General features: G+C 66.6%; 23 protein-coding genes. 5 read left to right on the top strand and 18 right to left on the bottom strand.

Going from position 1 to position 20,955, the window contains the following annotated elements:
* Positions 1–10 precede the first annotated feature (10 nt).
* Positions 11–520, bottom strand: a complete 510-nt coding sequence (locus BM353_RS09030) for a MarR family winged helix-turn-helix transcriptional regulator (protein WP_092079603.1) — start codon at positions 518–520, stop codon at positions 11–13.
* 171 nt (positions 521–691) lie between these two features.
* Between BM353_RS09030 and BM353_RS09025 the strand changes: the two genes are divergently transcribed.
* Positions 692–1,561, top strand: a complete 870-nt coding sequence (locus tag BM353_RS09025; RefSeq protein WP_092079600.1) for a branched-chain amino acid aminotransferase — start codon at positions 692–694, stop codon at positions 1,559–1,561.
* A 48-nt stretch (positions 1,562–1,609) separates the two neighbouring features.
* Here the strand turns inward: BM353_RS09025 and BM353_RS09020 are convergent, their stop codons facing one another.
* The 3 genes from BM353_RS09020 to msrB all read right to left on the bottom strand — a co-directional run bounded on the left by BM353_RS09020 (position 1,610) and on the right by msrB (position 3,552).
* The gene (locus BM353_RS09020) at positions 1,610–2,533 is read right to left on the bottom strand and encodes a DMT family transporter (protein ID WP_092079597.1); all 924 of its coding nucleotides are present in this window, start codon (positions 2,531–2,533) and stop codon (positions 1,610–1,612) included.
* 63 nt (positions 2,534–2,596) lie between these two features.
* A complete protein-coding gene (gene msrA, locus BM353_RS09015) occupies positions 2,597–3,106 on the bottom strand; it encodes a peptide-methionine (S)-S-oxide reductase MsrA (RefSeq protein ID WP_092079594.1) in 510 nt (169 codons plus the stop codon).
* Complete coding sequence (gene msrB, locus BM353_RS09010) at positions 3,106–3,552, bottom strand: peptide-methionine (R)-S-oxide reductase MsrB (protein ID WP_092079591.1); 447 nt, start codon at positions 3,550–3,552, stop codon at positions 3,106–3,108. The genes msrA and msrB overlap by 1 nt, the downstream gene beginning before the upstream one ends.
* Positions 3,553–3,630: 78 nt before the next feature.
* On the opposite strand from msrB, the gene BM353_RS16915 reads away from it, so the two are divergent.
* The gene (locus BM353_RS16915) at positions 3,631–3,942 is read left to right on the top strand and encodes a hypothetical protein (RefSeq protein ID WP_177220510.1); all 312 of its coding nucleotides are present in this window, start codon (positions 3,631–3,633) and stop codon (positions 3,940–3,942) included.
* Complete coding sequence (locus BM353_RS09005; RefSeq protein ID WP_143104133.1) at positions 3,939–4,562, top strand: hypothetical protein; 624 nt, start codon at positions 3,939–3,941, stop codon at positions 4,560–4,562. The genes BM353_RS16915 and BM353_RS09005 overlap by 4 nt, the downstream gene beginning before the upstream one ends.
* 9 nt (positions 4,563–4,571) lie before the next feature.
* Here BM353_RS09005 and BM353_RS09000 read toward each other — a convergent pair whose 3' ends face one another.
* The 7 genes from BM353_RS09000 to BM353_RS08970 all read right to left on the bottom strand — a co-directional run bounded on the left by BM353_RS09000 (position 4,572) and on the right by BM353_RS08970 (position 12,491).
* A complete protein-coding gene (locus tag BM353_RS09000; RefSeq protein ID WP_092079586.1) occupies positions 4,572–5,003 on the bottom strand; it encodes a glyoxalase superfamily protein in 432 nt (143 codons plus the stop codon).
* 356 nt (positions 5,004–5,359) lie between these two features.
* Positions 5,360–6,754, bottom strand: coding sequence for a phosphohexomutase domain-containing protein (locus tag BM353_RS08995; RefSeq protein ID WP_092079583.1), 1,395 nt, complete (start codon positions 6,752–6,754; stop codon positions 5,360–5,362).
* A 180-nt stretch (positions 6,755–6,934) separates the two neighbouring features.
* On the bottom strand, positions 6,935–8,236 hold the full coding sequence (locus BM353_RS08990) for a TRAP transporter large permease (protein ID WP_092079580.1): 1,302 nt from the start codon (positions 8,234–8,236) through the stop codon (positions 6,935–6,937).
* Positions 8,229–8,744: a TRAP transporter small permease gene (locus tag BM353_RS08985; protein WP_092079577.1), complete on the bottom strand. Its 516-nt coding sequence runs from the start codon at positions 8,742–8,744 to the stop codon at positions 8,229–8,231. The genes BM353_RS08990 and BM353_RS08985 overlap by 8 nt, the downstream gene beginning before the upstream one ends.
* A gap of 5 nt (positions 8,745–8,749) precedes the next feature.
* On the bottom strand, positions 8,750–9,745 hold the full coding sequence (locus tag BM353_RS08980; protein WP_092079574.1) for a TRAP transporter substrate-binding protein: 996 nt from the start codon (positions 9,743–9,745) through the stop codon (positions 8,750–8,752).
* A 45-nt stretch (positions 9,746–9,790) separates the two neighbouring features.
* The gene (locus tag BM353_RS08975; RefSeq protein WP_092079571.1) at positions 9,791–11,533 is read right to left on the bottom strand and encodes a thiamine pyrophosphate-requiring protein; all 1,743 of its coding nucleotides are present in this window, start codon (positions 11,531–11,533) and stop codon (positions 9,791–9,793) included.
* Entirely contained in the window at positions 11,526–12,491 is a 966-nt protein-coding gene (locus BM353_RS08970; protein WP_092079568.1) for a ketopantoate reductase family protein, read from the bottom strand. The genes BM353_RS08975 and BM353_RS08970 overlap by 8 nt, the downstream gene beginning before the upstream one ends.
* A 79-nt stretch (positions 12,492–12,570) precedes the next feature.
* On the opposite strand from BM353_RS08970, the gene BM353_RS08965 reads away from it, so the two are divergent.
* Together BM353_RS08965 and BM353_RS08960 are read left to right on the top strand one after the other, a co-directional pair.
* A complete protein-coding gene (locus BM353_RS08965; protein WP_092079565.1) occupies positions 12,571–13,425 on the top strand; it encodes an IclR family transcriptional regulator domain-containing protein in 855 nt (284 codons plus the stop codon).
* 24 nt (positions 13,426–13,449) lie between these two features.
* Complete coding sequence (locus BM353_RS08960) at positions 13,450–13,983, top strand: 2,4'-dihydroxyacetophenone dioxygenase family protein (protein WP_092079562.1); 534 nt, start codon at positions 13,450–13,452, stop codon at positions 13,981–13,983.
* Positions 13,984–14,005: 22 nt separating this feature from the next.
* Here the strand turns inward: BM353_RS08960 and BM353_RS08955 are convergent, their stop codons facing one another.
* The 7 genes from BM353_RS08955 to BM353_RS08925 form a co-directional block, all read right to left on the bottom strand.
* On the bottom strand, positions 14,006–14,776 hold the full coding sequence (locus BM353_RS08955) for an SDR family NAD(P)-dependent oxidoreductase (RefSeq protein ID WP_092080015.1): 771 nt from the start codon (positions 14,774–14,776) through the stop codon (positions 14,006–14,008).
* 14 nt (positions 14,777–14,790) lie between these two features.
* Positions 14,791–16,242, bottom strand: a complete 1,452-nt coding sequence (locus BM353_RS08950; protein WP_092079559.1) for an aldehyde dehydrogenase — start codon at positions 16,240–16,242, stop codon at positions 14,791–14,793.
* A gap of 21 nt (positions 16,243–16,263) precedes the next feature.
* The gene (locus BM353_RS08945; protein WP_245759609.1) at positions 16,264–16,983 is read right to left on the bottom strand and encodes an ABC transporter ATP-binding protein; all 720 of its coding nucleotides are present in this window, start codon (positions 16,981–16,983) and stop codon (positions 16,264–16,266) included.
* Positions 16,970–17,698, bottom strand: a complete 729-nt coding sequence (locus BM353_RS08940) for an ABC transporter ATP-binding protein (RefSeq protein WP_092079556.1) — start codon at positions 17,696–17,698, stop codon at positions 16,970–16,972. Before BM353_RS08940 ends, BM353_RS08945 begins: the two co-directional genes overlap by 14 nt.
* Positions 17,695–18,609, bottom strand: coding sequence for a branched-chain amino acid ABC transporter permease (locus tag BM353_RS08935; RefSeq protein ID WP_092079552.1), 915 nt, complete (start codon positions 18,607–18,609; stop codon positions 17,695–17,697). The genes BM353_RS08940 and BM353_RS08935 overlap by 4 nt, the downstream gene beginning before the upstream one ends.
* 10 nt (positions 18,610–18,619) lie before the next feature.
* Positions 18,620–19,486: a branched-chain amino acid ABC transporter permease gene (locus BM353_RS08930; RefSeq protein ID WP_092079549.1), complete on the bottom strand. Its 867-nt coding sequence runs from the start codon at positions 19,484–19,486 to the stop codon at positions 18,620–18,622.
* Positions 19,487–19,580: 94 nt separating this feature from the next.
* Positions 19,581–20,819 carry an amino acid ABC transporter substrate-binding protein gene (locus tag BM353_RS08925; RefSeq protein WP_092079546.1) on the bottom strand — a complete coding sequence of 413 codons (1,239 nt, stop codon included), beginning with the start codon at positions 20,817–20,819 and terminating at the stop codon, positions 19,581–19,583.
* Positions 20,820–20,955: the final 136 nt, after the last annotated feature.

Here is a 20,955-nt window from a genome sequence, read left to right as displayed (position 1 = left end):
GGCTCTCCCTTCACTCGGTCTTCTCCCTCAGGGCCTTGTACTGGCTGAGCATCTCCGGGTCCATCATCGCCTCCAGCACCTGCCGGAACCCGGCCACCGCCTCGGGGCCCGCCTGCCGGTAAGCATGGCGCATCCGCACCCGCTGCGCATCCGAAAGCCGCTGCTCCAGCGCGCGGCCCTCTTCGGTCAGGCTCAGGTGCCGCTCGCGCTTGTCCCGCGTGCCGATGCGGCTCTCGACCAACCCGTCGGCGATGAGCGTGCGCAACACCCGGTTGAGCGATTGCTTGGTGACGTTGAGAATCGACATCAGGTTGCTGACCGTGGTGCCCGGGCTGCGGTGGATGAAGTGGATCGCACGGTGATGCGCGCGGCCATAGGACATGCCCGCGAGGATGCGGTCGGGATCGGCGGTGAAGCCGCGATAGGCGAAAAACATCGCCTCGATGCCCTTGCGGAGCTGCTCATCCGTCAGAAAAAGCAGGTTTTCTCCGCTTTGCGGGGCGCCGCGGCCGTCTGACATGAACCATCCTCCCGAGAGCTTGCGTGGCTTTCACGCGGAAGGTTATGTCAGCGTTGTTGACATTCCAAGAAGAGACTGATAGCGAAACTCGGATTTTGCGCAACATTCTGTCCGGTTCGGCCCTAAGCTGCGCAATTTTCGAAAATTTGAACGCCTTGAAGGAGATGGAAGATGGCTGGGGCATATGATGATCGCGACGGGAAGATCTGGATGGACGGCCAGCTGGTCGACTGGCGTTCGGCCAATGTCCACGTCCTGACCCATGCCATGCACTATGCAAGCTCCGTCTTCGAGGGCGAGCGGGCCTATAACGGCACGATCTTCCTCAGCCGCGCCCATTCCGAGCGGCTGCACACCTCCGCCAACCTGATCGATTTCGAGATCCCCTGGAGCGTGGACGAGATCGAGACCGCCAAGCAATCGGTGCTGGAGGCCAACGGGCTGACCGATGCCTATGTGCGCGCGGTGGCCTGGCGCGGCGCGGGCGAGGACATGGGCGTCGCATCGGCGCGCAACCCCGTCCGGCTCGCGATCGCGGCCTGGGAATGGGGCGCCTATTACGGCGATGCCAAGATGAAAGGCGCCAAGCTCGACATCTCCAAGTGGAAACGCCCGAGCCCCGAGACCGCGCCGTCTCAGGCCAAGGCCGCCGGGCTCTACATGATCTGCACCATGTCCAAACATGCCGCCGAGGCGAAGGGCTGTTCGGATGCGATGATGTTCGATTACCGCGGCTACGTGGCCGAGGCGACGGGGGCGAACATGTTCTTCGTCAAGGACGGCGAGGTGCACACGCCCAAGCCCGACTGTTTCCTCAACGGGCTCACGCGCCAGACCGTCGTGGGGATGCTCAAGGAGCGCCAGATCAAGGTCCACGAGCGCCACATCATGCCCGAGGAGCTCGAGAGCTTCGAGCAATGCTGGCTGACCGGTACGGCCGCCGAGGTGACCCCGGTGGGCAAGATCGGCGATTACAACTTCGAGGTCGGCGCCATCGCGCGCGAGATCGCGGAAGGCTACGAAAAGCTCGTCCGGAGCTGAGCCCTGTGCCACTGAGACCTGCGCTACCAAAGACTGCGCCGGGGGGGCTTACCCCTGCGGCGTCAATCCCTGCCGCGCCTTGCCGCGTTTGAGCCCGAGCTGGCGTTCGCGCCAGATCGTCCCCAGCCCCGACAGGATGATGATCCCAGACCCGAGGATGAGCGCGCCGGTGGGGCTTTCGTCGAAGAAGACAAAGCCCACGAAGGTCGCCAGCACGATCGAGAGATAGTCGAACGGCGCGAGCAGCGACGCGGGCCCGTAGCGATAGGCGGAGGTGAGCGCGATCTGCGCCACGCCGCCCACGAGCCCCGCCCCGATCAGCATCGCCGCATCCGCCGGCCCCGGCACGCGCCAGCCGAAGGGCAGGCTCAGGAGGCTCAGCGCAGTGGCGGTCACGGCAAACCAGAAGACGATCGCGCTGGTGGTTTCGGTCGCGGTCAGGCGGCGGATGTGGACATGGGCGAGCCCGCGGAAACAAGCCGAAGCGAGGACCAGCCCGATGCCAACCAATGTCCCCGTCTCAAGCGCGCCCATGCGAAACAGTGTCAGGTTGGGGAAAAGGATCACCATCACCCCGACGAGGCCGAGCAGGACCATCGAGATGCGAAAGACCCGCAGCCGCTCGCCCAGAAGCATCCAGGCGAAGACCAGCGTCATCATCGGCGCGAGGTAGCCGAGCGCGGTGACGTCTGGCAGCGGCAACAGGCCCAGCCCGGCGAAGGTACAGGCCATGGAGGTCGTCCCGATCACGCCGCGCCAGATATGGCCCACGGGATTGTCGGTCTTGAGCCCGGTCGAAAGCTGGCCGCGAAACGCGAGCCAGACGAGGATCACCGGCAGCGCTGCGGCCGAGCGGAAGAACACCGCCTCGCCGGGCGGCACGGCATCCGCCGTCGCTTTGATGAAGGCGGCCATGATGAGAAACAGCGTGACGGCCGTGAGCTTGAGAACAATTCCGCGCAAGGGCTGCATGAGAGGTCCTTTCCCGTCCCCCCCACATGCCACGGAGCGCGCCCCGCCGCCAGAGGGCGCGCGCTACTCGGCCGCGTCGCGCTTGGGCAGGACCCAGTCCGGCCGCGGGAAATGGCAGGTGTAGCCGTTGGGGAGACGCTCAAGATAATCCTGATGCTCGGGCTCGGCCTCCCAGAAATCGCCCACCGGTTCGAGTTCGGTGACCACCGGGCCGGGCCAGAGCCCGCTTGCGTTCACATCGGCGATGGTCTCCTCGGCAACGGATTTCTGGGCCTCGTCGACGTAGTAGATCGCCGAGCGATAGCTCATCCCGATATCGTTGCCCTGCCGGTTTTTCGTGGTCGGGTCGTGGATCTGGAAGAAGACCTGGAGCACCTGACGGAAACTGATCCGCTCGGGGTCGAAGATGATCTCGATCCCCTCGGCGTGCGTTCCGTGATTGCGGTAGGTGGCGTTGGCCACGTCCCCGCCGGTGTAGCCCACCCGGGTGCGCAGCACACCGGGCAGCTTGCGGATCAGGTCCTGCATTCCCCAGAAACAGCCCCCCGCCAGTACCGCGCGTTCCTCGGCCATCAGACGTCCTCCACCTGATCGAGATAAGCGCCGTAGCCCTCGGCCTCCATGTCGTCGCGGTGAATGAAGCGCAGCGCGGCGGAGTTGATGCAATAGCGCAGCCCGCCCCGGTCCTGCGGCCCATCGGGGAAGACATGGCCAAGGTGGCTGTCGCCGTGGGTCGAGCGGACTTCGGTCCGGACCATCCCGAGGCTGTTGTCGCCCAGCTCCTGAACATGGGCGGGCACGATCGGCTTGGTAAAGCTCGGCCAGCCGCAGCCGCTTTCATACATGTCGCCCGAGGCAAAGAGCGGCTCGCCGCTGACGATGTCCACATAGATCCCCGGCTCGGTGTTGCCGAGATATTTTCCGGTCCCGGGCCGTTCGGTCCCGTTTTCCTGCGTGACGCGGTATTGCTCGGGGTCGAGCGCGGCGATTGCCTCCGAGCTCTTGGTATATTCAGCCATGACGGGTCTCCTTGTCGCTTGCCCTTCAGATGGGGTGCGCCGCCCGAAAAGAAACCCCCTTCGGGGGCCGCAGCCCCATTGCCTCAGCCGCAGGCCGCGCCCGCGATGTCCAAACCGGGGGCGAGGCGACTCGCAATTCTGCCGTGGCGCCAACGCCCCTATCTCCCCGGGGTTTTGGCCAGATTTGCCGATTTTTCAAATCGAAAAAATCGCAGTGGCCCGCTGACGAAAGAAGCCGAATATTTTCAAACACCAGACGAGATCCCGGGGCTCGCCGTGCAGCCATTCGCGCTTTTTCAATACGAAAATCCGCCCCCTGTGCCCATTGACCGCCAAAGCCTCATGGCGTTTTTTCTTTCAAAGTTAGTTACTTGGAGTTCATTGACATGAGATTGTTCCTTTTGGCCGGCCTGATTGCCGCCGGCACAACCGCGAGCGCCGCGACCTACACCCAGATCACCGACCCGGGCGATATCAGCGCAGGCGCCCTGACCGAAACTTTCGAAGGTTTCACGCTCGGCACCCCCCTTCCGCTCAGCAGCGGGATCATGTCCGTCGCAACCGGCAACGCCGTGGGCGCAGCTGTTGTCGGCAGCTCATACGATCACCCCGGCACGCCGGCCGGCAGCAGATGGATCGGCAATTCGGCCGACGCCGTGAGCTACAGCTTCGAGTTCTCCGCCGGGATCAGCCAGTTCGGCCTTGTGCTCTTCGGCCACCAGTACGCCGGGACGACGATGGAGCTTTTCGACGCGCTCGACCAATCGGTGGCCAGCTTTTCGGTGGCCATCGCCGGTGGCGGCGCGGGGCAATACACTGGCTTCACTTCGGACATGGCCGCCGTGCGGTCGGTGGTGATCGATTTTGGCGGGGTCGATGCGGTCTGGATCGACAATGTCAGCTATCTCGAGGGCACCGACACCTCCCCGGTCCCGCTGCCCGCGACCCTGCCATTGCTGGTCGCGGCGCTTGGTGCATCGGCGCTTGCGGGGCGGCGCAAACGGGGCTGACTGCGGCCCTCACCCCAGATCGATCTGCAGGTGCGCCTGCCCGTTGCTCGTTCGTTCAACCGTATGCCCCTTGGGGCCAACAACACCACGAATCCGCGAGCGGAAATTCGAGAACCTGGCGGATGTGACCACGTCCACGGCCTCATCCAACTGCAATTCCAGCCGAAACCACCCCGGTTCGGTCATCGAAATGGCAATCAGCGTCCCGGTGAAGGGTTGCGACAGGTAGCGCCCGCGGAGCGTGTCTCCGACGGCCCAGCCCCCGGGCGGCCCATCGCCGATGGCCGCAACCATGGTATTCCAGTCGCGGAACCCGTGTTGATGCGCGACCAGTTCGAGGGCGCGGGCATGGCTGATCGGTGTCCCATCCTCGGCCATTTTCAAGCGCAAGCGCTTGGCTTGATCCTTGGCTTGCGCCGTTGAGGGGCGTTGCGTGGTCATGACGCCGCTCCTTCATTGCTGGGGAAGGTGCCCCGTTTCAACGCGGAGCCTGCGACGGGCTGCACCCCGTTCATCCCCATCACAGGGTTGACGTGTATGGCGCCAGGCGCCGCATCGGTTAGTCTATTGCCGGGGGCGTCGATCATATCCCGTATCTCTCTTGCCGGATCGCGCAGTTTGAGATGGGGCCCGCATTGCCATCCGCGCGATATGCGGAAAAGAGGCAGAGATGTGCGTCGTAGAACTTCACCAAGACAGAGGTCAGCGGGAGGCGGGCGTCTACAGCCTGCGCTCTGGCTAGTCGGAATTTTACGCCCGGTCAAGCCGCTGCGACGCATCGGTTCCGGGCCGCGCGCCTACCCGATACGCGCCGCATCCGCCAGCTTGCCGAGCGCCGTACGCAGGATGGCGTCTGCTTCATCGGCCGCGTCCGCCTCCACGTAGCAGCGCAGTTCGGGCGCGTTGCCGGAGGGGCGGATGTGGACGATCACGCCGCTCTCCAGCGTGAGCCGCGCGCCGTCGGTCCGGTCCACCTCGGCGATGCGGCCCAGGGCGTCCGGCCAGAGGGTGAGCCCGCCGTCGAGCACCCGGTCGACGATGGCGAGCGAGACCTCGCGCGGGATGTCCTGAAGCCGGTTGGAGGCGGTGGCGCGGGCGGGAAGCGTGGCGCGCAGTTCGGCCACCGACAGCCCTTCGGCCTTGGCGAGCGCGAGCGTGGCGAGGATCGGCAGGGCGAAATCTCGGGTCATCAGCGGCGCGAGCGTCCGGCCCTCGCGGCGCGCCTCGTAGCCCAGAAGAAAGCCGCCGTTGGCCTCGTAGCCCACAACCGAACCCTGCCCGGCGCCCAAGGCGGCCTCCATCTGCGCGATGACGTAGGGCGAGCCGATCTTGCAGCGGGTGATATGCCCAAAGGCCTCCGACCGTTCCACGACCGTGTTGGACGACACCGGCGTCACCACCGCATCCGCCCCGAGATAGCGCGCGGTGAGCGGCCCGAGGATATCGCCGGGCACGATCAGGCCCTCGGCATCGGTCAGCATTGGGCGATCGGCGTCGCCATCGGTCGAGACGATGGCATCGAGTTCGTGCTCCGCCGCCCAGCCGGCGAGCAGCGTCCGCGATGCCTCGTCCACCGCTTCGGTATCGACCGGCACGAAACTCTCGCAGCGGCCAAGCGCCACCGGCGCGGCCCCCAGATCAGCCAGCAGGTCGATCAGCAGATCGCGCGCGACGGAGCTGTGCTGGTAGACCCCGACGCGAAGCCCCTTGAGCGCATCTTTGGCGAAGAACCCGGTGTAGCGGGCGCGAAAGCCGGCAAGCGCGGCGGGCTCGTCGGTGATCTCCGGGGTGGCCTCCGGCGCCGCGCCGTCAAGCTTGGCAAAGGCAGCGGTGATGCGCGCCTCGTCGTCCTTGGTGATCTCGCCCGCGGTGCTGTAGAATTTCAGGCCGTTGCGGTCGGCGGGAATATGGCTACCGGTGATCATGATCGCCGCCGTGCCCCGCTCTTGCGCCGCGAGCGCAAGCGCCGGTGTCGGCAGGATGCCGCAGTCGCGCACCGTGATCCCGAGCCGCGCCGCCCCGCGGGCCACCGCATCGCGCAGCCGCGGCGAGCTGTCGCGCAGATCGCGGCCGATCATGACCGAACCGTCATGCGCCGTCCCGCTCAGGAACGCCGTGGTGTAGCCCTCGCAGAGCGCGTCGGTCATCTCCACGGCCAGTCCGCGCAGACCGCTTGTCCCGAATTCCGGCATCGTCCCGCTCCTTTTGGGCTGAAATCTCGCGCGCGGCAGCACGACGCGGCGCGCGGCGGCAGAGTTTCCGATTCCCCCTTTGAGGTCAATCGGCCCGGGGCGGCAAAGCCTGTCTTAAATCCGTCAAACTCTTGGCAAATGCGCAGGATCGGGCAGGCCGGCGACCCGCCCGAAACCCGCCTATTTCATCTGCCCCGGCAGGAAGAGCGCCAGTTGGGGGAAGAGGATGATCAGCCCGAGGCACGCCGCCATGGCGAACCAGAACGGCAGTACGCCGCGGAAGATCGTGCCCATGGGCACCTCCGCCGCAACGCCCTTGACCACGAAGACGTTGAGCCCGACGGGGGGCGTGATCAGCCCCATTTCGATCACGATCACCGCCACGACGCCGAACCAGATCGGATCAAAGCCGAGCCCGATGATGATCGGAAAGACCACCGGCATCGTGACCACCAGCATCGCCAGACCGTCGAAAAACATGCCCAGAACGATATAGGCCGCGAGGATCAGCAGCAGCGTGGCATAGGGGCCGAGGCCGAGCCCGTCGAGGCCGGAGGCGAGCGTTTCGGGAATATGGGTGAGCGCGAGGAAGGGGCCGAAAACATGGGCGCCGATGACGATGAGATAGAGCATCGCTGTGGTCGCGACCGTCTCGCGCGCGATGGCGGGGAGGTGCCGCAGGCGCAGCTTGCCGGTCCCAAGGGCCATGGCGGTGACCAGGGTCGCCCCGACGCCCGCGGCTTCTACCGGGGTGAAAACGCCCATGTAGATGCCCCCGATGGAGACGAAGATGACGACGACCAGCGGCAGAGACGCGATTGTCGCGCGAAGCCGTTCGGCGAATCCGGTCCGCCCGCCGGCGGGCCCTTGGGCGGGGCGCAGCGTGGTGATGATGGTGATTACCGCGATGAAAAGACAGGCAAGCAAGAGCCCCGGAATGATCCCGGCGATGAAGAGCTTGCCGATGCTTTCCTCGGTCAGGATGGCGTAGAGCACGAATCCGGTCGAGGGCGGGATGAGAATCCCGAGCGTGCCGCCCGCCGCGACGGAGCCGGTGGCCAGCCCGTCGGCATAGCCGAAGCGCTTCATCTCTGGCAGCGCGACCTTGCCGATGGTCACGGCGGTGGCGACGGACGAGCCGCTCACCGCGGCAAAGGCGGCGCAGCCCAGAACGGTCGAAGAGGCAAGCCCGCCGCGCAGGTGGCCGACCCAGGCATGCGCCGCGTTGTAGAGCCGTTGGGAATAGCCCGCAGCGCCGGCGACGTTGCCCAGCAGGACGAAAAGCGGGATCACGGTCAGGCCGTAATTCGTCACCGACGAGTAGGTCTCGGCGGACATGGTCGCCACGGCGGCGCGCAAATCGTCGATCAGCCAGATGCCGCCGAACCCCACGCTGAGCAGCGCCATCCCGACCGGCATCCGCGCGATCATGCAAAAGAACAGCGCGGCGACCCCGAGAAGGCCGATAACCGTGTCACTCATAGGATTTGAACCCGCCCAGAACCTGTCGCACCAGCTCCAGCGCGAGCACGAGAATGGAGAGCCCCAGCCCCAGCACGATCGCGCCGTAGGCGATCCAGAGCGGGATCTCGATCATGTTGGTCACATCGCCGTATTCCACCGCGTCGCGCGCCTTGTCCCAGGTCTTGCGGACCACCAGCCAGAGCACGAAGATCGACACCACCCGCGTGAAGAGATCGCCGAGGAACCGGCCCGCGCGGCCAATGGCCCGGTCGAGGATGTCGACGCGTATGTGCTGGCCGGTGTGGGCGGTGTAGGGCATGCCGAGCATGACGACGACGGCCATCCCGATCTGCACCAGCTCCTGACTGCCGAGGATGGGCTGGTTGAGCACGTAGCGAAAGATCACCGAAACGGTGACCAGCCCCATCAGCAACAACAGCGCCAGCCCGCCCAGATCGGCGAAGCCGCGCAGCAGGCGCCCGGGAAACCGCTCCCGGGCGCGCGCGTCTGTGATGGCGTTCGTCACGCGGATCAGTCCTTGAGCGCGGCGGCCCAGGCGGCCGCATTGACGCCGTCGGCCTCAAGCTCGGCGATGACCTCCTCGGCGAGGCTGGCCGATGCCGCGTCGAATTCGGCGGCGGCCTCGGGGCTCAGCGTGATGATCTCGCCGCCCGCATCGGCCCAGGCCTTGAGCGCGCCGGTGGCGGAGTTGGACATGGTCACGCGCCCGGCCTCCGAAAGCTCGGGGCCGGTCAGATCGGTGAGGATGGCCTGAGTTTCCGCGTCGAGATCGGCCCAGCTGTCGCGGTTCATGACCAGCATGAACATCGAATTCGTGCCCTGCATCCCCGTCACCACGTATTGCGTCACCTCGCCGAGCTTGAAGCTCGACAGGGTCGAGGTATCCACCAGCACCCCGTCGATCACGCCGGTTTCCATCGAGCTGTAGACCTCGGTGATCGGCATCGAGACCGCCGTCGCGCCCCAGCTCTCGACCACGCGGCCGGTGTTCTGTGACGGAACCCGGATTTTCAGCCCGGCCAGATCGGCGAGCGTCTCGACCCGCTTGTCGCGCAGCATCAGGACACCCGGCTCGGCGTTCCACAGAGCAAGGAGTTTGACCCGGCGATACTCATCCTCGATCAGCGCGAGATCCTCCCAGACCTCCGCCGTCGGGACCGCGCCCGCGGGCAATACGCCGGGGATCTCGACCAGCAGCGTCTTGCGGAACTGCGCGGCGGTGTAGCCGGGCAGCGCGTAGGTGATGTCGGCCACGCCGTCGATCGCGCGGTCATACTGTTTGGCCGGGCCCGCGCCGAGCTCGCCGCCGGGATAGACGCGCATCGTCATGTCGCCGCCGGTCGCGTCGTTGAAGGCCTCGGCCAACGGCACGAAGACCTCCACGTGCAGCGGGTATTTCGTCGAGCCGAAATGAGCGAGCTTGAGCTCATCGGCCTGCGCCGCAAGCCCCGCCACGGCGACGGCAATCGCCCCGGCCGCGGCCCTCAAAGTGGTTAGATGTGTCATGATGTCCTCCCTGGTTATCCGTCGATCATCTTGATCTTGCCGCGCTCAATGCGGGCTGCTCCGCGCGATGGCGATGTTGAACAGCACCTGGCGCCGCTCCTCCGTCGCCACCTTGATCGCGCGCTCCAACGCGGCGGGCAGATCGCGCCCGTCGGTGATCGTCTCGGTGTAGGCGCGGCTCGCTTCGGCGGTCTTGGTGAAATCCGGGCTCGGGCGGAGCGAGGTGAGCGGCACGTCATTGGCCTTGCGCGCCAGCCCTTCCGTATAGAGCCCCTCGACCGAATGCCGCACGGCGCCCCATTCCTCGTTGTTGAGCACCAGCGTGATGACCGGCAGCCCGTGGGCCTCGGCGACCTGATGACAGGCGGTGGGGTTGGCGAACATGTAGCTCCCGTCGCCCATGGTCGCGAAGACCAGCCGGTCGGGATCGGCCAGCTGCGCCCCAAGCGCGGCGGGCAGGCCCCATCCGAGACCGCCGGAGTGCGGCTCCTGAAAATAGCTCTGATGCGCCTCGGCAAAAAGCGGCGGCAGCGGGCAGCCAAGCTCGTGAAAGACCGACGCGCGGCGCCCGGCGATGGCCCGGCCGAGACAGAGGCTGACCCAGTCCTTGCTCATCGGGGCGCCGTTGCCGCTTTCGGCCTGCGCCACGACCCGCCGGGTCTCTTCTCCAGCGAGCCGCGTGATCCGTTCGCGCCGCGCGGTGATCGCGCCCTCGTCGCGCGCCTCCGCCGACATCGCCTCGGCCAGCGCGACGATCGCCTGGCCCGTGTCGCCCGCGAGCGCCACATCCGCCGCGAAATTGCGCAACGGCGTCGTCCGGGCGAACAGCGGATCGGGGCCGAGCTGGATGACCTTGGCCTCGGGGCTCGGCGACGCCCGGTCCGGCCACCACGGCGCGAGCGCGTTGATCACGAGCACGACATCCGCCTCGCGCAGGAGCGCATCGGGCTGCCAGCCGATCTGCATCGGGTGGCTCGCGGGAATCGCGATCTGGTTGGCCCAGTAATGCGACAGCGGGATCGCCCAATCGTCGACAAAGGCCGAGAGCGCGTCGAAAGCTTCCGCCGAACCCGCGCCCCGCTGGGCGATAATCAGCGGCCGCTCGGCGCGCGCGAGCAGGGTTGCCGCCTCGGCGAGCGAGGTCGGATCCGGCGCAGGGGTCACCGGCGCCATGCGCGGCGGCGCGTCGAGCCCCTCCTGCGCCACGTGTTCGCAAAGCACCTCGCGTGGCAGGCTGAGATAGACCGGCCCCTTCGGCCCCGAATTGGCAATCGCCCAGGCGCGGTCGAGCAGCTCGCCGATCTGTTCAGGGAAGCGCAGCTCATAGTCCCACTTGCACGCCTCGCGCACCAGCGCGGTCTGGTCGAACATCTCCTGCCCCCAACCGATGGGCACGGTCCGCGCGCCGAAGCGGCCCTGCTCCATCACCGGAGTGCGCCCCGACATCATCAACATCGGCACATGATCGCAGGCCGCGTTGATCGCGCCCGTGGCCCCGTTCGACAGCCCGACATTGGTGTGCAGCAGCACCGCCTGCGCCTTGCCGGAGATCTGGTAGTAACCATGCGCCATGCCCATCGCGACGTGCTCATGCGGCGCGGTGACAGGCAGCGGCAACTCGAGCCCGAGCTGTCTGGCCTCGATGAGCCCTTCGATGATCGGCGGAAAATCGGTCCCCGAATTGGCAAAGACGCAGTCAACGCCAAGCGCCTTCAGCTTGCGGAAAAGCGCGCCGCCCGCAGTCATTGTCGGGGCCCTGTCCTGGCTCTGCGCCGCGTCGTCAGGCATCGTTTGCCCCTTCTGTCTCTGCCCCCGTTGCGGGCGCTGTCTTCAACCGGATGAGCGCCGCGAAGGCCGCGTTGAGCGGGGTGGCGAGCCCGAGCCCCTCGGCCTGCCGCGTGACCTCGCCGCAGAGGCTCTCGATCTCGGTGGGTTTGCCCGCCTCGACATCCTGCAGCATCGAGGATTTGTGATATGTGTGGTTGGCCGTGGCGTAGTCGATCTTGGCTTCGACCTCCGCTTGCGCGACGGTGATCCCCTGCGCCGCCGCCACCGCCACGACCTCCGCCGCGACCGCCGAGAGCGTCTCGCGCATACCGGGCACGGAGGTCAGCTGACCGACACGCGCGCCGGTGAGCCCCGCCGCCGCATTCATCGCACAGTTCAGCGCCGCCTTGGTCCAGATCGCCTCCAGCGCATGGCCTGAGTGGCGCAGCGCAAAGCCGGGCACGTCGATCTCGAACTCCGCCGCGCGCGCCTCGCCCGCCGGGCTCATCGCCTTGAACACCGCTTCGCCCGCGCCTTGCGTCGAGACATGCCCCGCCGCGACCATCAGCCCGTTGGTCATCGTCGTCCCGGTCAGGAGCTGGTCCGCCGGGCAGAAGGGCAAGATCCGCTCGGCGTTACCGATCCCGTTTTGCAAGGTCAGCACGAACGCCCCCCGCGCGATATGCGGCGCGATGCTCTCCATCGCGGCGGCGCTGTCCTGGGTCTTGGTCAGGAGGATGATCAGGTCGGGCTGCGCGGCGCTTGACCCGACGGGGCCGGCATCGATCCGCACGCGGCGCGTCTCGCCCCCCCGGTCCACGCGCAGCCCCTGATCGCGGATCGCTTGGGCATGGGCCAGGTTGCGCGTCCAGAGCGCGACGGGCCGACCGGCCTCGGCAAGCGCCGCGCCGATCACCGAGCCAAGCGCCCCCGCGCCGAGAATCGCGACCGAAACATCGCTGTTGTGCGTCACCGGCATTCCCCCTCCGTAGAGCGCATGAGATTGGCGCGCTTCCCCTTGCGCAATCTCATTTTTTGAGATTCTAATATCGTATAGTATGATTATACGCGTGTATCAAGAAAAACAGCGAGGCGCCCCGATGAGTACGGCCCTGAACGGATCTTTGATCAAAGCCTTGGAAATACTCGACTTATACGGGCCCGGGCGGCCGGAACTGACGGCGAAACAGGTGGCGGACAGCCTCGGGATGAGCGTCGCGACAGCGCATCGGTTTCTGCTGACGCTGGAGCACACGGGCCTGTTGATCTCGACCCGCCGGGGCCTGTTCGAACTTGGCCAAAAGCTCGAAGACCTTGGCCGTCTCGCCTTCGAGCTCAGCCCCCTGCCGCGCATCGCCCGGCCCGAGGTGCAGGCGCTGAGCCAGACGCTCAACGATTCGGTCATGGCGTGCCGTCTGGGACGGCGCGGCCCGACCTGCGTGGTCGCGGCAAACTCGCGCCGGGCGGTGCGCGTCTCGGCGGAGGTGGGCACGGTCCTGCCGCTGGCGACGACGGCGCAGGGCAAGTTGTTTCTGGCCTACATGAGCGAGGCCGACCGCGCCGCGCGACTGGCGCAGGAGGGCGAGGCGGCCGCGCACCAGACGGATTTCGCCGCCATCCGCGCGGCGGGCCATGCCACCAATTTCGGCGAGAACGAGCCCGAGATCGGGGCCATCGCCGCGCCCGTCCTCACGCCGGACAACCGCGCCGTCCTGACCGTCTCGGTCTTCGGCATCCTGAGCCAGATCGCGGGCGACAGGTCCGACGGGATCGTCACCGAATTGCGCGCGACGGCCGCCCGCATCGCCGCCGCCTACAACCGCGAGCCGCGCCCCGCCACGGCGGAAGGACGCAGCTGGCCGCCCGCAGACAAAGCCCCCGCAATCAGCGCGGGCCCCACGCCCCAGGCATGACACCGACCAAGGGAGAAAGACGACATGACAGAAGAAACCGGATCCGAATTCTGGCGCGGCATCGCACCGATCACCAAGGTGTTTCAGCCCGATGCCAAGCCCGAGGTCTACCTGCCCAACATCGCCGATGATGACGAGCGGTATTTCGTGCCCTTCACCGAGACTGTGTTTTCCCGGCCGGTCTGGATTTCGCCGACGCAAAACTCCTGGTGCGACGTGCTGATGGCGAAATCCGCGGGGCTGGTGAACCGCCACTACCACCCGCACGAGGTCTTCGCCTACACGATCTCGGGCAAGTGGGGCTACCTCGAGCACGACTGGATCGCCACGGCGGGGGATTTCGTCTACGAGACCCCCGGCGAGGGCCACACGCTCGTGGCCTATGATCACCCCGACCCGATGAAGGTTTTCTTCAAGGTGACCGGCCCGCTGATCTGGCTCGACGAGGACGGCGAGCCAGACGGGTTTTTCGACGTGCACAACTACATCGACATGTGCCGCAAACACTACGACGCGGTGGGGATCGGCGCGGACTACGTCGACACGCTGTTCCGCTGATGCCGGATGGCGGCGGGGCGCGTCAGGCGCTCATGCCGCCATCGACGCCGAGCTGTATCCCGGTGGTGAAGCTTGACTGATCCGAGGCGAGATAGAGCACGGAGCGGGCGATTTCATCGGCCGTCCCGTGCCGGCCCATCGGGATGATCTCGTCAAAGAACTCCGTCCCGTCGCGCCCGATCTCCTCGCCCAGACCCTCCTCGACGCGCTTCTGAAACGCGTTGTCGATGGGGCCGGGGTTGATGGTGTTGACCCGGATGCCCCGCGGCGCGAGCTCCTTGGCGAGACAGCGCATCAGGCCCGTCTGGGCGTGCTTGGCGGTGATGTAGGCGTGCACCCCGGGATCGCCCCGGGTCGCGGCGACGCTGGAGGTGATGATGATGCTCCCGCCCCGTGTCATGTGCGGGGAGGCGTGTTTGGCCGCGAGGAATGCGCCCCGGACGTGGACCGCATAGACCGCGTCGAAGATCTCTGTCGGGTAGCTCTCAATGGGCGCGGCCGTGCCGAAGATACCCGCATTGCTGAAGAGCACGTCGATGCCGCCGAACCGCGCCACCGTCTCGGCCACGTAATGCGCCACATCCGCCTCCTTGGAGACATCCGCCGCGATCAGGGCGATGCCCTCGGCCTCCGCCCCGAAGGCCGCATTGGCCGCCTGTCTCAGCGCCTCCATCGACAAATCGACCAGCGCTACATTCGCTCCATGGGACCGCAGCAGCGCCGCCGCCGCGATCCCGAGGCTACCGGCGCCGCCGGTGATGATACAGGTCTTGCCGTTCAAATCGGCTCCCATCGGATCGGCCCCCATCAGATCGGGTAATGCGGGATGCCGTCCTGGACGGTGATCCAGCGCAGGTCAGTGAATTCCGCGATGCCCGCCGTGCCGCCGAAACGGCCATAGCCAGAATCCTTGACCCCGCCGAAGGGCATCTGCGCCTCGTCGTGGACCGTCGGGCCGTTGACATGACAGATGCCGCTTTCGATCCGGCGGGCCACGCTCAGCGCGCGGGTCACATCGCGGCCATAGACGCTGGCCGAGAGCCCGTATTCGGTATCGTTGGCCACGCGGATCGCCTCGTCGACGCTGCCCACCCGGACGACCGAGGCCGTCGGGCCGAAGCTCTCCTCGCGGTAAAGCCGCATGGTCGGGGTCACGTGATCGATCAGCGTCGCCTCCATCAGCACGCCGTTGGAATGGCCGCCCGCAGCGATGACCGCGCCCTTCTCGACCGCGTCGCGGATGAGCCCTTCGATCCGGTCCGCCGCGCCCTGATCGACGACGCATCCCAGCGGGGTCTTGCCCTCGCGCGGATCGCCGACGGCGAGGGTGCTGACCTTGGCGGCGAGCTTCTCGACAAAGGCATCGGCGATCGAGGCATCGACGATGAGCCGCTCGGTCGACATGCAGATCTGGCCCTGGTTCATGTAGGCGCCGAAGGCGGCACCGGCGACGGCGGCGTCCATGTCGGCGTCGTCGAGCACGATCATCGGCGCCTTGCCGCCCAGTTCGAGCAGTGCGGGCTTGAGATGGCGCGCCGAAAGCTCGGCGATGATCCGGCCGACGCGGGTCGAGCCGGTGAAGTTCACCCGGCGCACGGCGTCATGGGCGATCAGCGTCTCGACCACCTTGCTCGCATCCTCCGGCGCGTTGGAAATCACGTTGACGACGCCGGCGGGGAAGCCCGCGCTCTGGACGGCCTCGATCATCAGCGCATGGGTGCGCGGCGCGATTTCCGAGCTCTTCATCACGACGGTATTGCCGCAGGCCAGCGGCATCGCGATGGAGCGGATCCCGAGGATCACCGGCGCGTTCCACGGCGCGATGGAGAGCACCACGCCGACCGGCTGACGGATCGCCATGGCCATGGAGCCGGGACGGTTGGAGGGGATGATCTCGCCCTTGATCATCGTCGTCATGGAGCCCGCTTCGCGCAGCATGTCGGAGGCGAGCTTAACGTTGAACCCCGCCCAGGCGGCGGTGGCGCCGATCTCTTCCGCCATGGCCTCGGCGATCTTGCCGCCGGCCTCCTGCAACTTGTCGGCGGCCGCGGTGAGCAGCGCGCGGCGCTCGCCGGGCCCGGTCTTGGACCACGCGTCAAAGGCGCGCGCGGCGGCATCGGCGGCGCGGCGGGCATCGCCGGGGGTGGCGGCCGCGGCGGTGGTCGCCACGGCGCCGGTCAGCGGGTTGTTGCGGCTGAAGGTTGCGCCATCGTTGGAGGCCACCTGTTCGCCGTCGATCAGAAGTTTCAGCGTTTCCATATCAAGCTCCGTTTTCGTTCTTCAGCTGTTGCCGCCAAGAAAGGCGTGGCGCACCGCGTCGTCATCGAGCAGTTCCGCCGAGGTTCCCGATCCGGTGATCCGCCCCGCTTCCAGCAGGAACCCACGGTCGGCATGTTTGAGGCTCACGCGCACGTTCTGCTCCACGATCAGAAGGCCGACGCCGGTCTGGGTGATCCGCGCGAGCGCCTTGAACATGTCGGTCACGATGATCGGCGCGAGGCCGAGGCTCGGCTCGTCGAGCAGCAGATAATCGGGGTTCGACATCATGGCGCGGCCCACCGCGACCATCTGTTGCTCGCCCCCCGACATGGTCCGGACGTATTGGCCCAGACGCTCCTTGAGGCGGGGGAAGATGTCGAAGACAAGCTCCATCCGCTCGGCCTCGACGGCGCGGGCGCGTTTGGGATTGGCCCCGAGGCGGAGGTTTTCCTCCACCGTCATGAGCCCGACCACACCGCGCCCCTCGGGCACGAGCGCGATTCCCGCGTTGGTGACCTGATCGGCGCGGAGCCCGGTGATCGGCGCGCCATCGAGCACGATCTGCGATCCGGCATCGGCCCGCACCACCCCCGCCATCGCCTTCAGAAGCGAGGTCTTGCCCGCGCCATTGGCCCCGAGGATCACCACCGTCTCGCCCTTGTCGAGCGTGAGGGAAACATCGTCCAGCGCCAGGTGCTTGTCATACCGGACGGTCAGGTTGCGCAATTCAAGCATGGTCATCCCCCAGATATGCCGAGATTACTTGCGGGGCCTTGAGGACCGCCTCGCTCTCGCCGCTGGCGATCACCTCGCCCGCGCTCATCACCACGCAGCGCGAGCAGAGCGCGCGCACCGCCTCCATGATATGTTCGACCAGAAGGACCGACATGCCCAGCCCCTGAAGGTGGCGCACGAGATCGATCCCGATCCTGAGCTCGCTCGGGTTCAGCCCGGCGAGCCATTCGTCGAGCAGCAGCAGCTTGGGCTCGGACGCCAACGCCCGGGCAAGCTCCATGCGTTTCTGGTCGATGTAGGTCAGGTTCCCGACCTCCTCGCCGCCGCGCCCGCCGAGCCCCACGAACTCCAGCTTTTCCTCCACAAGCATCTGCGCCTCGCGCCCCCAGTGCCGCTTGCGGCCGAAAGCGAAGGAGAGCAGCACGTTCTCGGCGACCGAGAGCGTTGGCAGGGGCCGGACGAGTTGGAACGTCCGGGCGACGCCGTGCTTGGCGATCTTGTTGGGCTTGAGCCGGGTGAGCTCGACCCCGTCGAAGCGGATCGAGCCCGCGTCGGCGCGCAGCGCGCCCGAGACCATGTTCATCACCGTGGTCTTGCCCGAGCCGTTCGGCCCCAGAAGCCCGATGACCTCCCCCGGCTCGACCGCGAAGCTCACACCATTCACCGCCGTGAGCCCGCCGAAACGTTTCTTCAGACCGGTGATTTCCAGACGCCCGTTCATGACGCCCCTCCCGCCCGCAGGTCTTCGAGCTTGGCGAGGATGCCCTTGGGCATAAAGAACACGATCATGATGAAGAGCGCCCCCAGAAGGATCGAGAAGTGGTCGGGGAAGTTGGCCGAGAGCCATTCGAACAGCAGGAAGAGCGGGATCGCCCCCACCATCGGGCCCCAGAGTTTTGACGGCCCGCCGAGCAGCGCCATGATCAGCGTGAGGAACGAGACCGTCGGGTTGAAGACGATCGAGGGCTCGATATAGGTCCAGCGCGGCGCCTGAATCGCGCCCACCAGCGTGATGATCGTGGCGCTGATGGCAAAGAGCGCGAGCTTGAGGCCGGGGACGTTGATCCCTGCGTGTTCGGCCACGGTCTCGTCATCGCCGATCGCCTTGAGCGCGAGCCCGTAGCGGCTCCGCCCGATCCACCAGGAGATCAGCAGCGTGACCACCAGAAGCGCCAGAAGCTGCCAGTAGATGTGCCGCCCCTCGAAGGGCAGGAAGATGTAACGGCCGAGCGTCTCGGTCACGTTGACCTCCCACCATGTCACGGTCTGGCGCACCAGTTCGGCGAGGCCGAAGGTGAAGATCACGAAGTAGACCCCGGCCAACCGCAGCGTCGAGAGCCCGACGATGATCGCGACCGTGAGCCCGATGAGCGCGGCCACCAGCAGCACCAGCGGATAGGGCAGCACCTCGCTCAGCACCGCGACGGTGTAGGCGCCGATTCCGAAGAAGGCGACCGTGGCCAGAGAAACGTAGCGCGTTGGCCCCGAGAACATCGCCCAGGCGGTGGCCAGCGTGATGTAGCCGGTCATGCCGAGCAGGAGCGCCGTGCCGTAGTCGCTGAGCAAATATGGGGCGGCCGCGAGGAGGGCGAGCACCGCGAGGCCCAGCAGGATGAAGACTGTCTGTTTCATGATCGGCCCCTCAGCCCGCTTTGCCGAACATGCCCGACGGCCGCACGAGCAGCAGGAGCAGGAAGACGGTATATGTGGCCGCGAGCGTGAGCCCCGGATCGATGTAGGCGGCGACCATCGTCTCGACGACCCCGAGCAGCAGGCCGGCGACGAGCGCGCCCGTCAGGCTGCCCTTGCCGCCGAGGATCACAACGATCAGCGCCTTCATGGTGAAGACCACGCCCGCCGTGGCGGTGAAGGTCTGGTACATCGAGACGACGACCCCGCCCGAGGCCGCGAGCGCGCCCCCGATGGCGAAGGCCAGCCGCGCCGAGGCGTTGACGTCGATCCCATAGAGCGGCGCGCTCTCGGGCGCGAGCGCCACGGCGCGGAGCGTGGTGCCCCAACGGGTCCGGAACAGGACAAAGAGGATACCGGCGCCGAAGATGAGCGCGAGCACGAAGGCCACCAGCCGGTTGGCCGCGACGATCGTCCCCAGCACGTTCACCGGCGTGTTGAGATAGCTGTAGCTGGTATAGGCGCCGCCGAAGATCACCAGCAGGATCCCCTGAATCACGAACAGGAGCCCGAAGGTCACGAGGATGGAGTCCACCTCCAGCGCTTCGCTGTTGGGCGCGCGCGCCACGAGGGGCCGCATGACGATCTGGTAGATGAAATAGTTGAAGGCAAAGCCGAGCGGCACGATGAGGAAGAGCGCCAGCACCGGGCTCAGGGCGAAGCCGGAATAGAGGACGAAGGTCCCGAAACAGGCGGCGATGATGAGATCGCCGAAGGCTAGGTTCATGATCCGGGCAATGCCGTACTGGATGGTCAGACCCATGGCCACAAGGGCATAGGTGCCACCCAGAACGAGCCCGTTGACGAGGTTTTCTATCATCGGCTCTGTCGTATCTGAAGGGTTGTCGGGCCGTGGCCCGCATCTGGTTGGCTAGGATGGCGGGCCCGTATCGGGGCCCGCCACCGCGTCCGGTTTACTGCCAGGCCGGTTTCGGCAGGGAGGCCTCGCCCGCGCCGTCGCGGTCGCCCGGGGCCACGGCGACGAAGGTCCCGTCCTGCCACTGGCCGGTCCACCAGATGTTGCGCAGCTGGTTGTTCTCCAGCTTGGTCTCGCCGAGCACGGTGTCGAAGGTGCCGGTCGAGAGCTCCTTGGCGATTTCCGCCTTGTCGAGCCCGACCCGTTCGATCGCTTGTTCCAGCATCTGCAGGCTCGCATAGATCAGCACGCTGCCCCAGTAGTCGGGTGCGCGGCCGATGACGGCCTCATGCCGGGCGCGATATTCGGCGTTGAGCGCGTTGTCGGGGTCGATCCCGCCGAGGCTCATGACGCCTTCCATCTGGCCGCCGGAGATATTGGTGTAGACCGGAAAGCCTGCGCCGACGCCGAGGTAGAACACCGCCGGGTTGTAGCTCGCGACCTGGGCCTGTTTGGTCAGGGCGAAGGTGTGCGGCGGGTAGGAAAACGCGATGAACGTGTCGGCGCCGGTGCCCGCGGCCTCGTTGATGATGGTCGCGAAATCGGAGGTCTGCGGCGGAAACGCCTTGTCATAGGCAATCTCGAACCCGGCCTCTTCAAGGGTCGGGCGCGCCGCTTTCACGAGGTCGATGCCGAACCCGTCGGCCACCGAGACCATCGCCACGGAGTTGTTGATGGTCCCTGCGTCGCGCGCCTCGATCAGCACCTCGGCGAGCGCGTGGGTGTAGTCTTCGCCGCCACCCATGAACCAGAAGCTCGTGTCCCAGCGTTCCACGAAATCATCGGCCTTGTCGGTGACCGCCGCGCCCGCGAGATGCGGGTAGCCATGGCGCGCCATGAGCGGCGCGACCGCGAGGTTGAACCCGGTGCCCCAGGGCGGCAGGATCAGATCGACCTTGTCTTGCGTCGCGAGCCGTTCGACCGCGCGCACGACTTCTTCCGCCGAAGAGCGGTCGTCATACTCGATCACCTCGATGGGCCGCTGGCTGCCGTCGGGGAGCGTGAGCCCGCCCCTTTCGTTCACCTCGTGCACCCAAAGCTCGTAGTTGGGCGTGACGGTCATGTCCGCCCCGCCCGCATTGGGCCCCGATTTGGAGATGGCATAGCCGATGGTTACGGCGTCCGTCTCCTGCGCGCTGGCCGCGCCTGTCGCGGCCGCAAGCGTCAGTGAGGCCGCCGCAAGGCCACCGGCCAGGCGCGTGAGCGAACCGGCCCACGAAATTCCCAAACTGTTCATTTTTTCCTCCCAAGGTTGTTCAATAGCCTCAATTTTCACCGTCGAGGCCACCCGAGCCGTCAAACGCGAACGAATTGAGGCTTGACGCGCAGCTTAGATCGCGGCGATAGCTCTGCGAAATAGACATTCTGAGGAA

The organism is Poseidonocella sedimentorum (genome assembly GCF_900116005.1).
GTDB lineage: Bacteria > Pseudomonadota > Alphaproteobacteria > Rhodobacterales > Rhodobacteraceae > Poseidonocella > Poseidonocella sedimentorum.
The sequence above is the reverse complement of the archived record's forward strand: the minus strand, read 5'-3'. Positions and strand labels throughout refer to the sequence as shown.

Bases quoted from the DNA above. Each gene is read 5' to 3' on its own strand.
- BM353_RS09030 (WP_092079603.1), bottom strand. From the start codon at position 520: ATGTCAGACGGCCGCGGCGCCCCGCAAAGCGGAGAAAACCTGCTTTTT.
- BM353_RS09025 (WP_092079600.1), top strand. From the start codon at position 692: ATGGCTGGGGCATATGATGATCGCGACGGGAAGATCTGGATGGACGGC.
- BM353_RS09020 (WP_092079597.1), bottom strand. From the start codon at position 2,533: ATGCAGCCCTTGCGCGGAATTGTTCTCAAGCTCACGGCCGTCACGCTG.
- msrA (WP_092079594.1), bottom strand. From the start codon at position 3,106: ATGGCCGAGGAACGCGCGGTACTGGCGGGGGGCTGTTTCTGGGGAATG.
- msrB (WP_092079591.1), bottom strand. From the start codon at position 3,552: ATGGCTGAATATACCAAGAGCTCGGAGGCAATCGCCGCGCTCGACCCC.
- BM353_RS09005 (WP_143104133.1), top strand. From the start codon at position 3,939: ATGAGATTGTTCCTTTTGGCCGGCCTGATTGCCGCCGGCACAACCGCG.
- BM353_RS09000 (WP_092079586.1), bottom strand. From the start codon at position 5,003: ATGACCACGCAACGCCCCTCAACGGCGCAAGCCAAGGATCAAGCCAAG.
- BM353_RS08995 (WP_092079583.1), bottom strand. From the start codon at position 6,754: ATGCCGGAATTCGGGACAAGCGGTCTGCGCGGACTGGCCGTGGAGATG.
- BM353_RS08990 (WP_092079580.1), bottom strand. From the start codon at position 8,236: ATGAGTGACACGGTTATCGGCCTTCTCGGGGTCGCCGCGCTGTTCTTT.
- BM353_RS08980 (WP_092079574.1), bottom strand. From the start codon at position 9,745: ATGACACATCTAACCACTTTGAGGGCCGCGGCCGGGGCGATTGCCGTC.
- BM353_RS08975 (WP_092079571.1), bottom strand. From the start codon at position 11,533: ATGCCTGACGACGCGGCGCAGAGCCAGGACAGGGCCCCGACAATGACT.
- BM353_RS08970 (WP_092079568.1), bottom strand. From the start codon at position 12,491: ATGCCGGTGACGCACAACAGCGATGTTTCGGTCGCGATTCTCGGCGCG.
- BM353_RS08965 (WP_092079565.1), top strand. From the start codon at position 12,571: ATGATTATACGCGTGTATCAAGAAAAACAGCGAGGCGCCCCGATGAGT.
- BM353_RS08960 (WP_092079562.1), top strand. From the start codon at position 13,450: ATGACAGAAGAAACCGGATCCGAATTCTGGCGCGGCATCGCACCGATC.
- BM353_RS08955 (WP_092080015.1), bottom strand. From the start codon at position 14,776: ATGGGAGCCGATTTGAACGGCAAGACCTGTATCATCACCGGCGGCGCC.
- BM353_RS08950 (WP_092079559.1), bottom strand. From the start codon at position 16,242: ATGGAAACGCTGAAACTTCTGATCGACGGCGAACAGGTGGCCTCCAAC.
- BM353_RS08945 (WP_245759609.1), bottom strand. From the start codon at position 16,983: ATGACCATGCTTGAATTGCGCAACCTGACCGTCCGGTATGACAAGCAC.
- BM353_RS08940 (WP_092079556.1), bottom strand. From the start codon at position 17,698: ATGAACGGGCGTCTGGAAATCACCGGTCTGAAGAAACGTTTCGGCGGG.
- BM353_RS08935 (WP_092079552.1), bottom strand. From the start codon at position 18,609: ATGAAACAGACAGTCTTCATCCTGCTGGGCCTCGCGGTGCTCGCCCTC.
- BM353_RS08930 (WP_092079549.1), bottom strand. From the start codon at position 19,486: ATGATAGAAAACCTCGTCAACGGGCTCGTTCTGGGTGGCACCTATGCC.
- BM353_RS08925 (WP_092079546.1), bottom strand. From the start codon at position 20,819: ATGAACAGTTTGGGAATTTCGTGGGCCGGTTCGCTCACGCGCCTGGCC.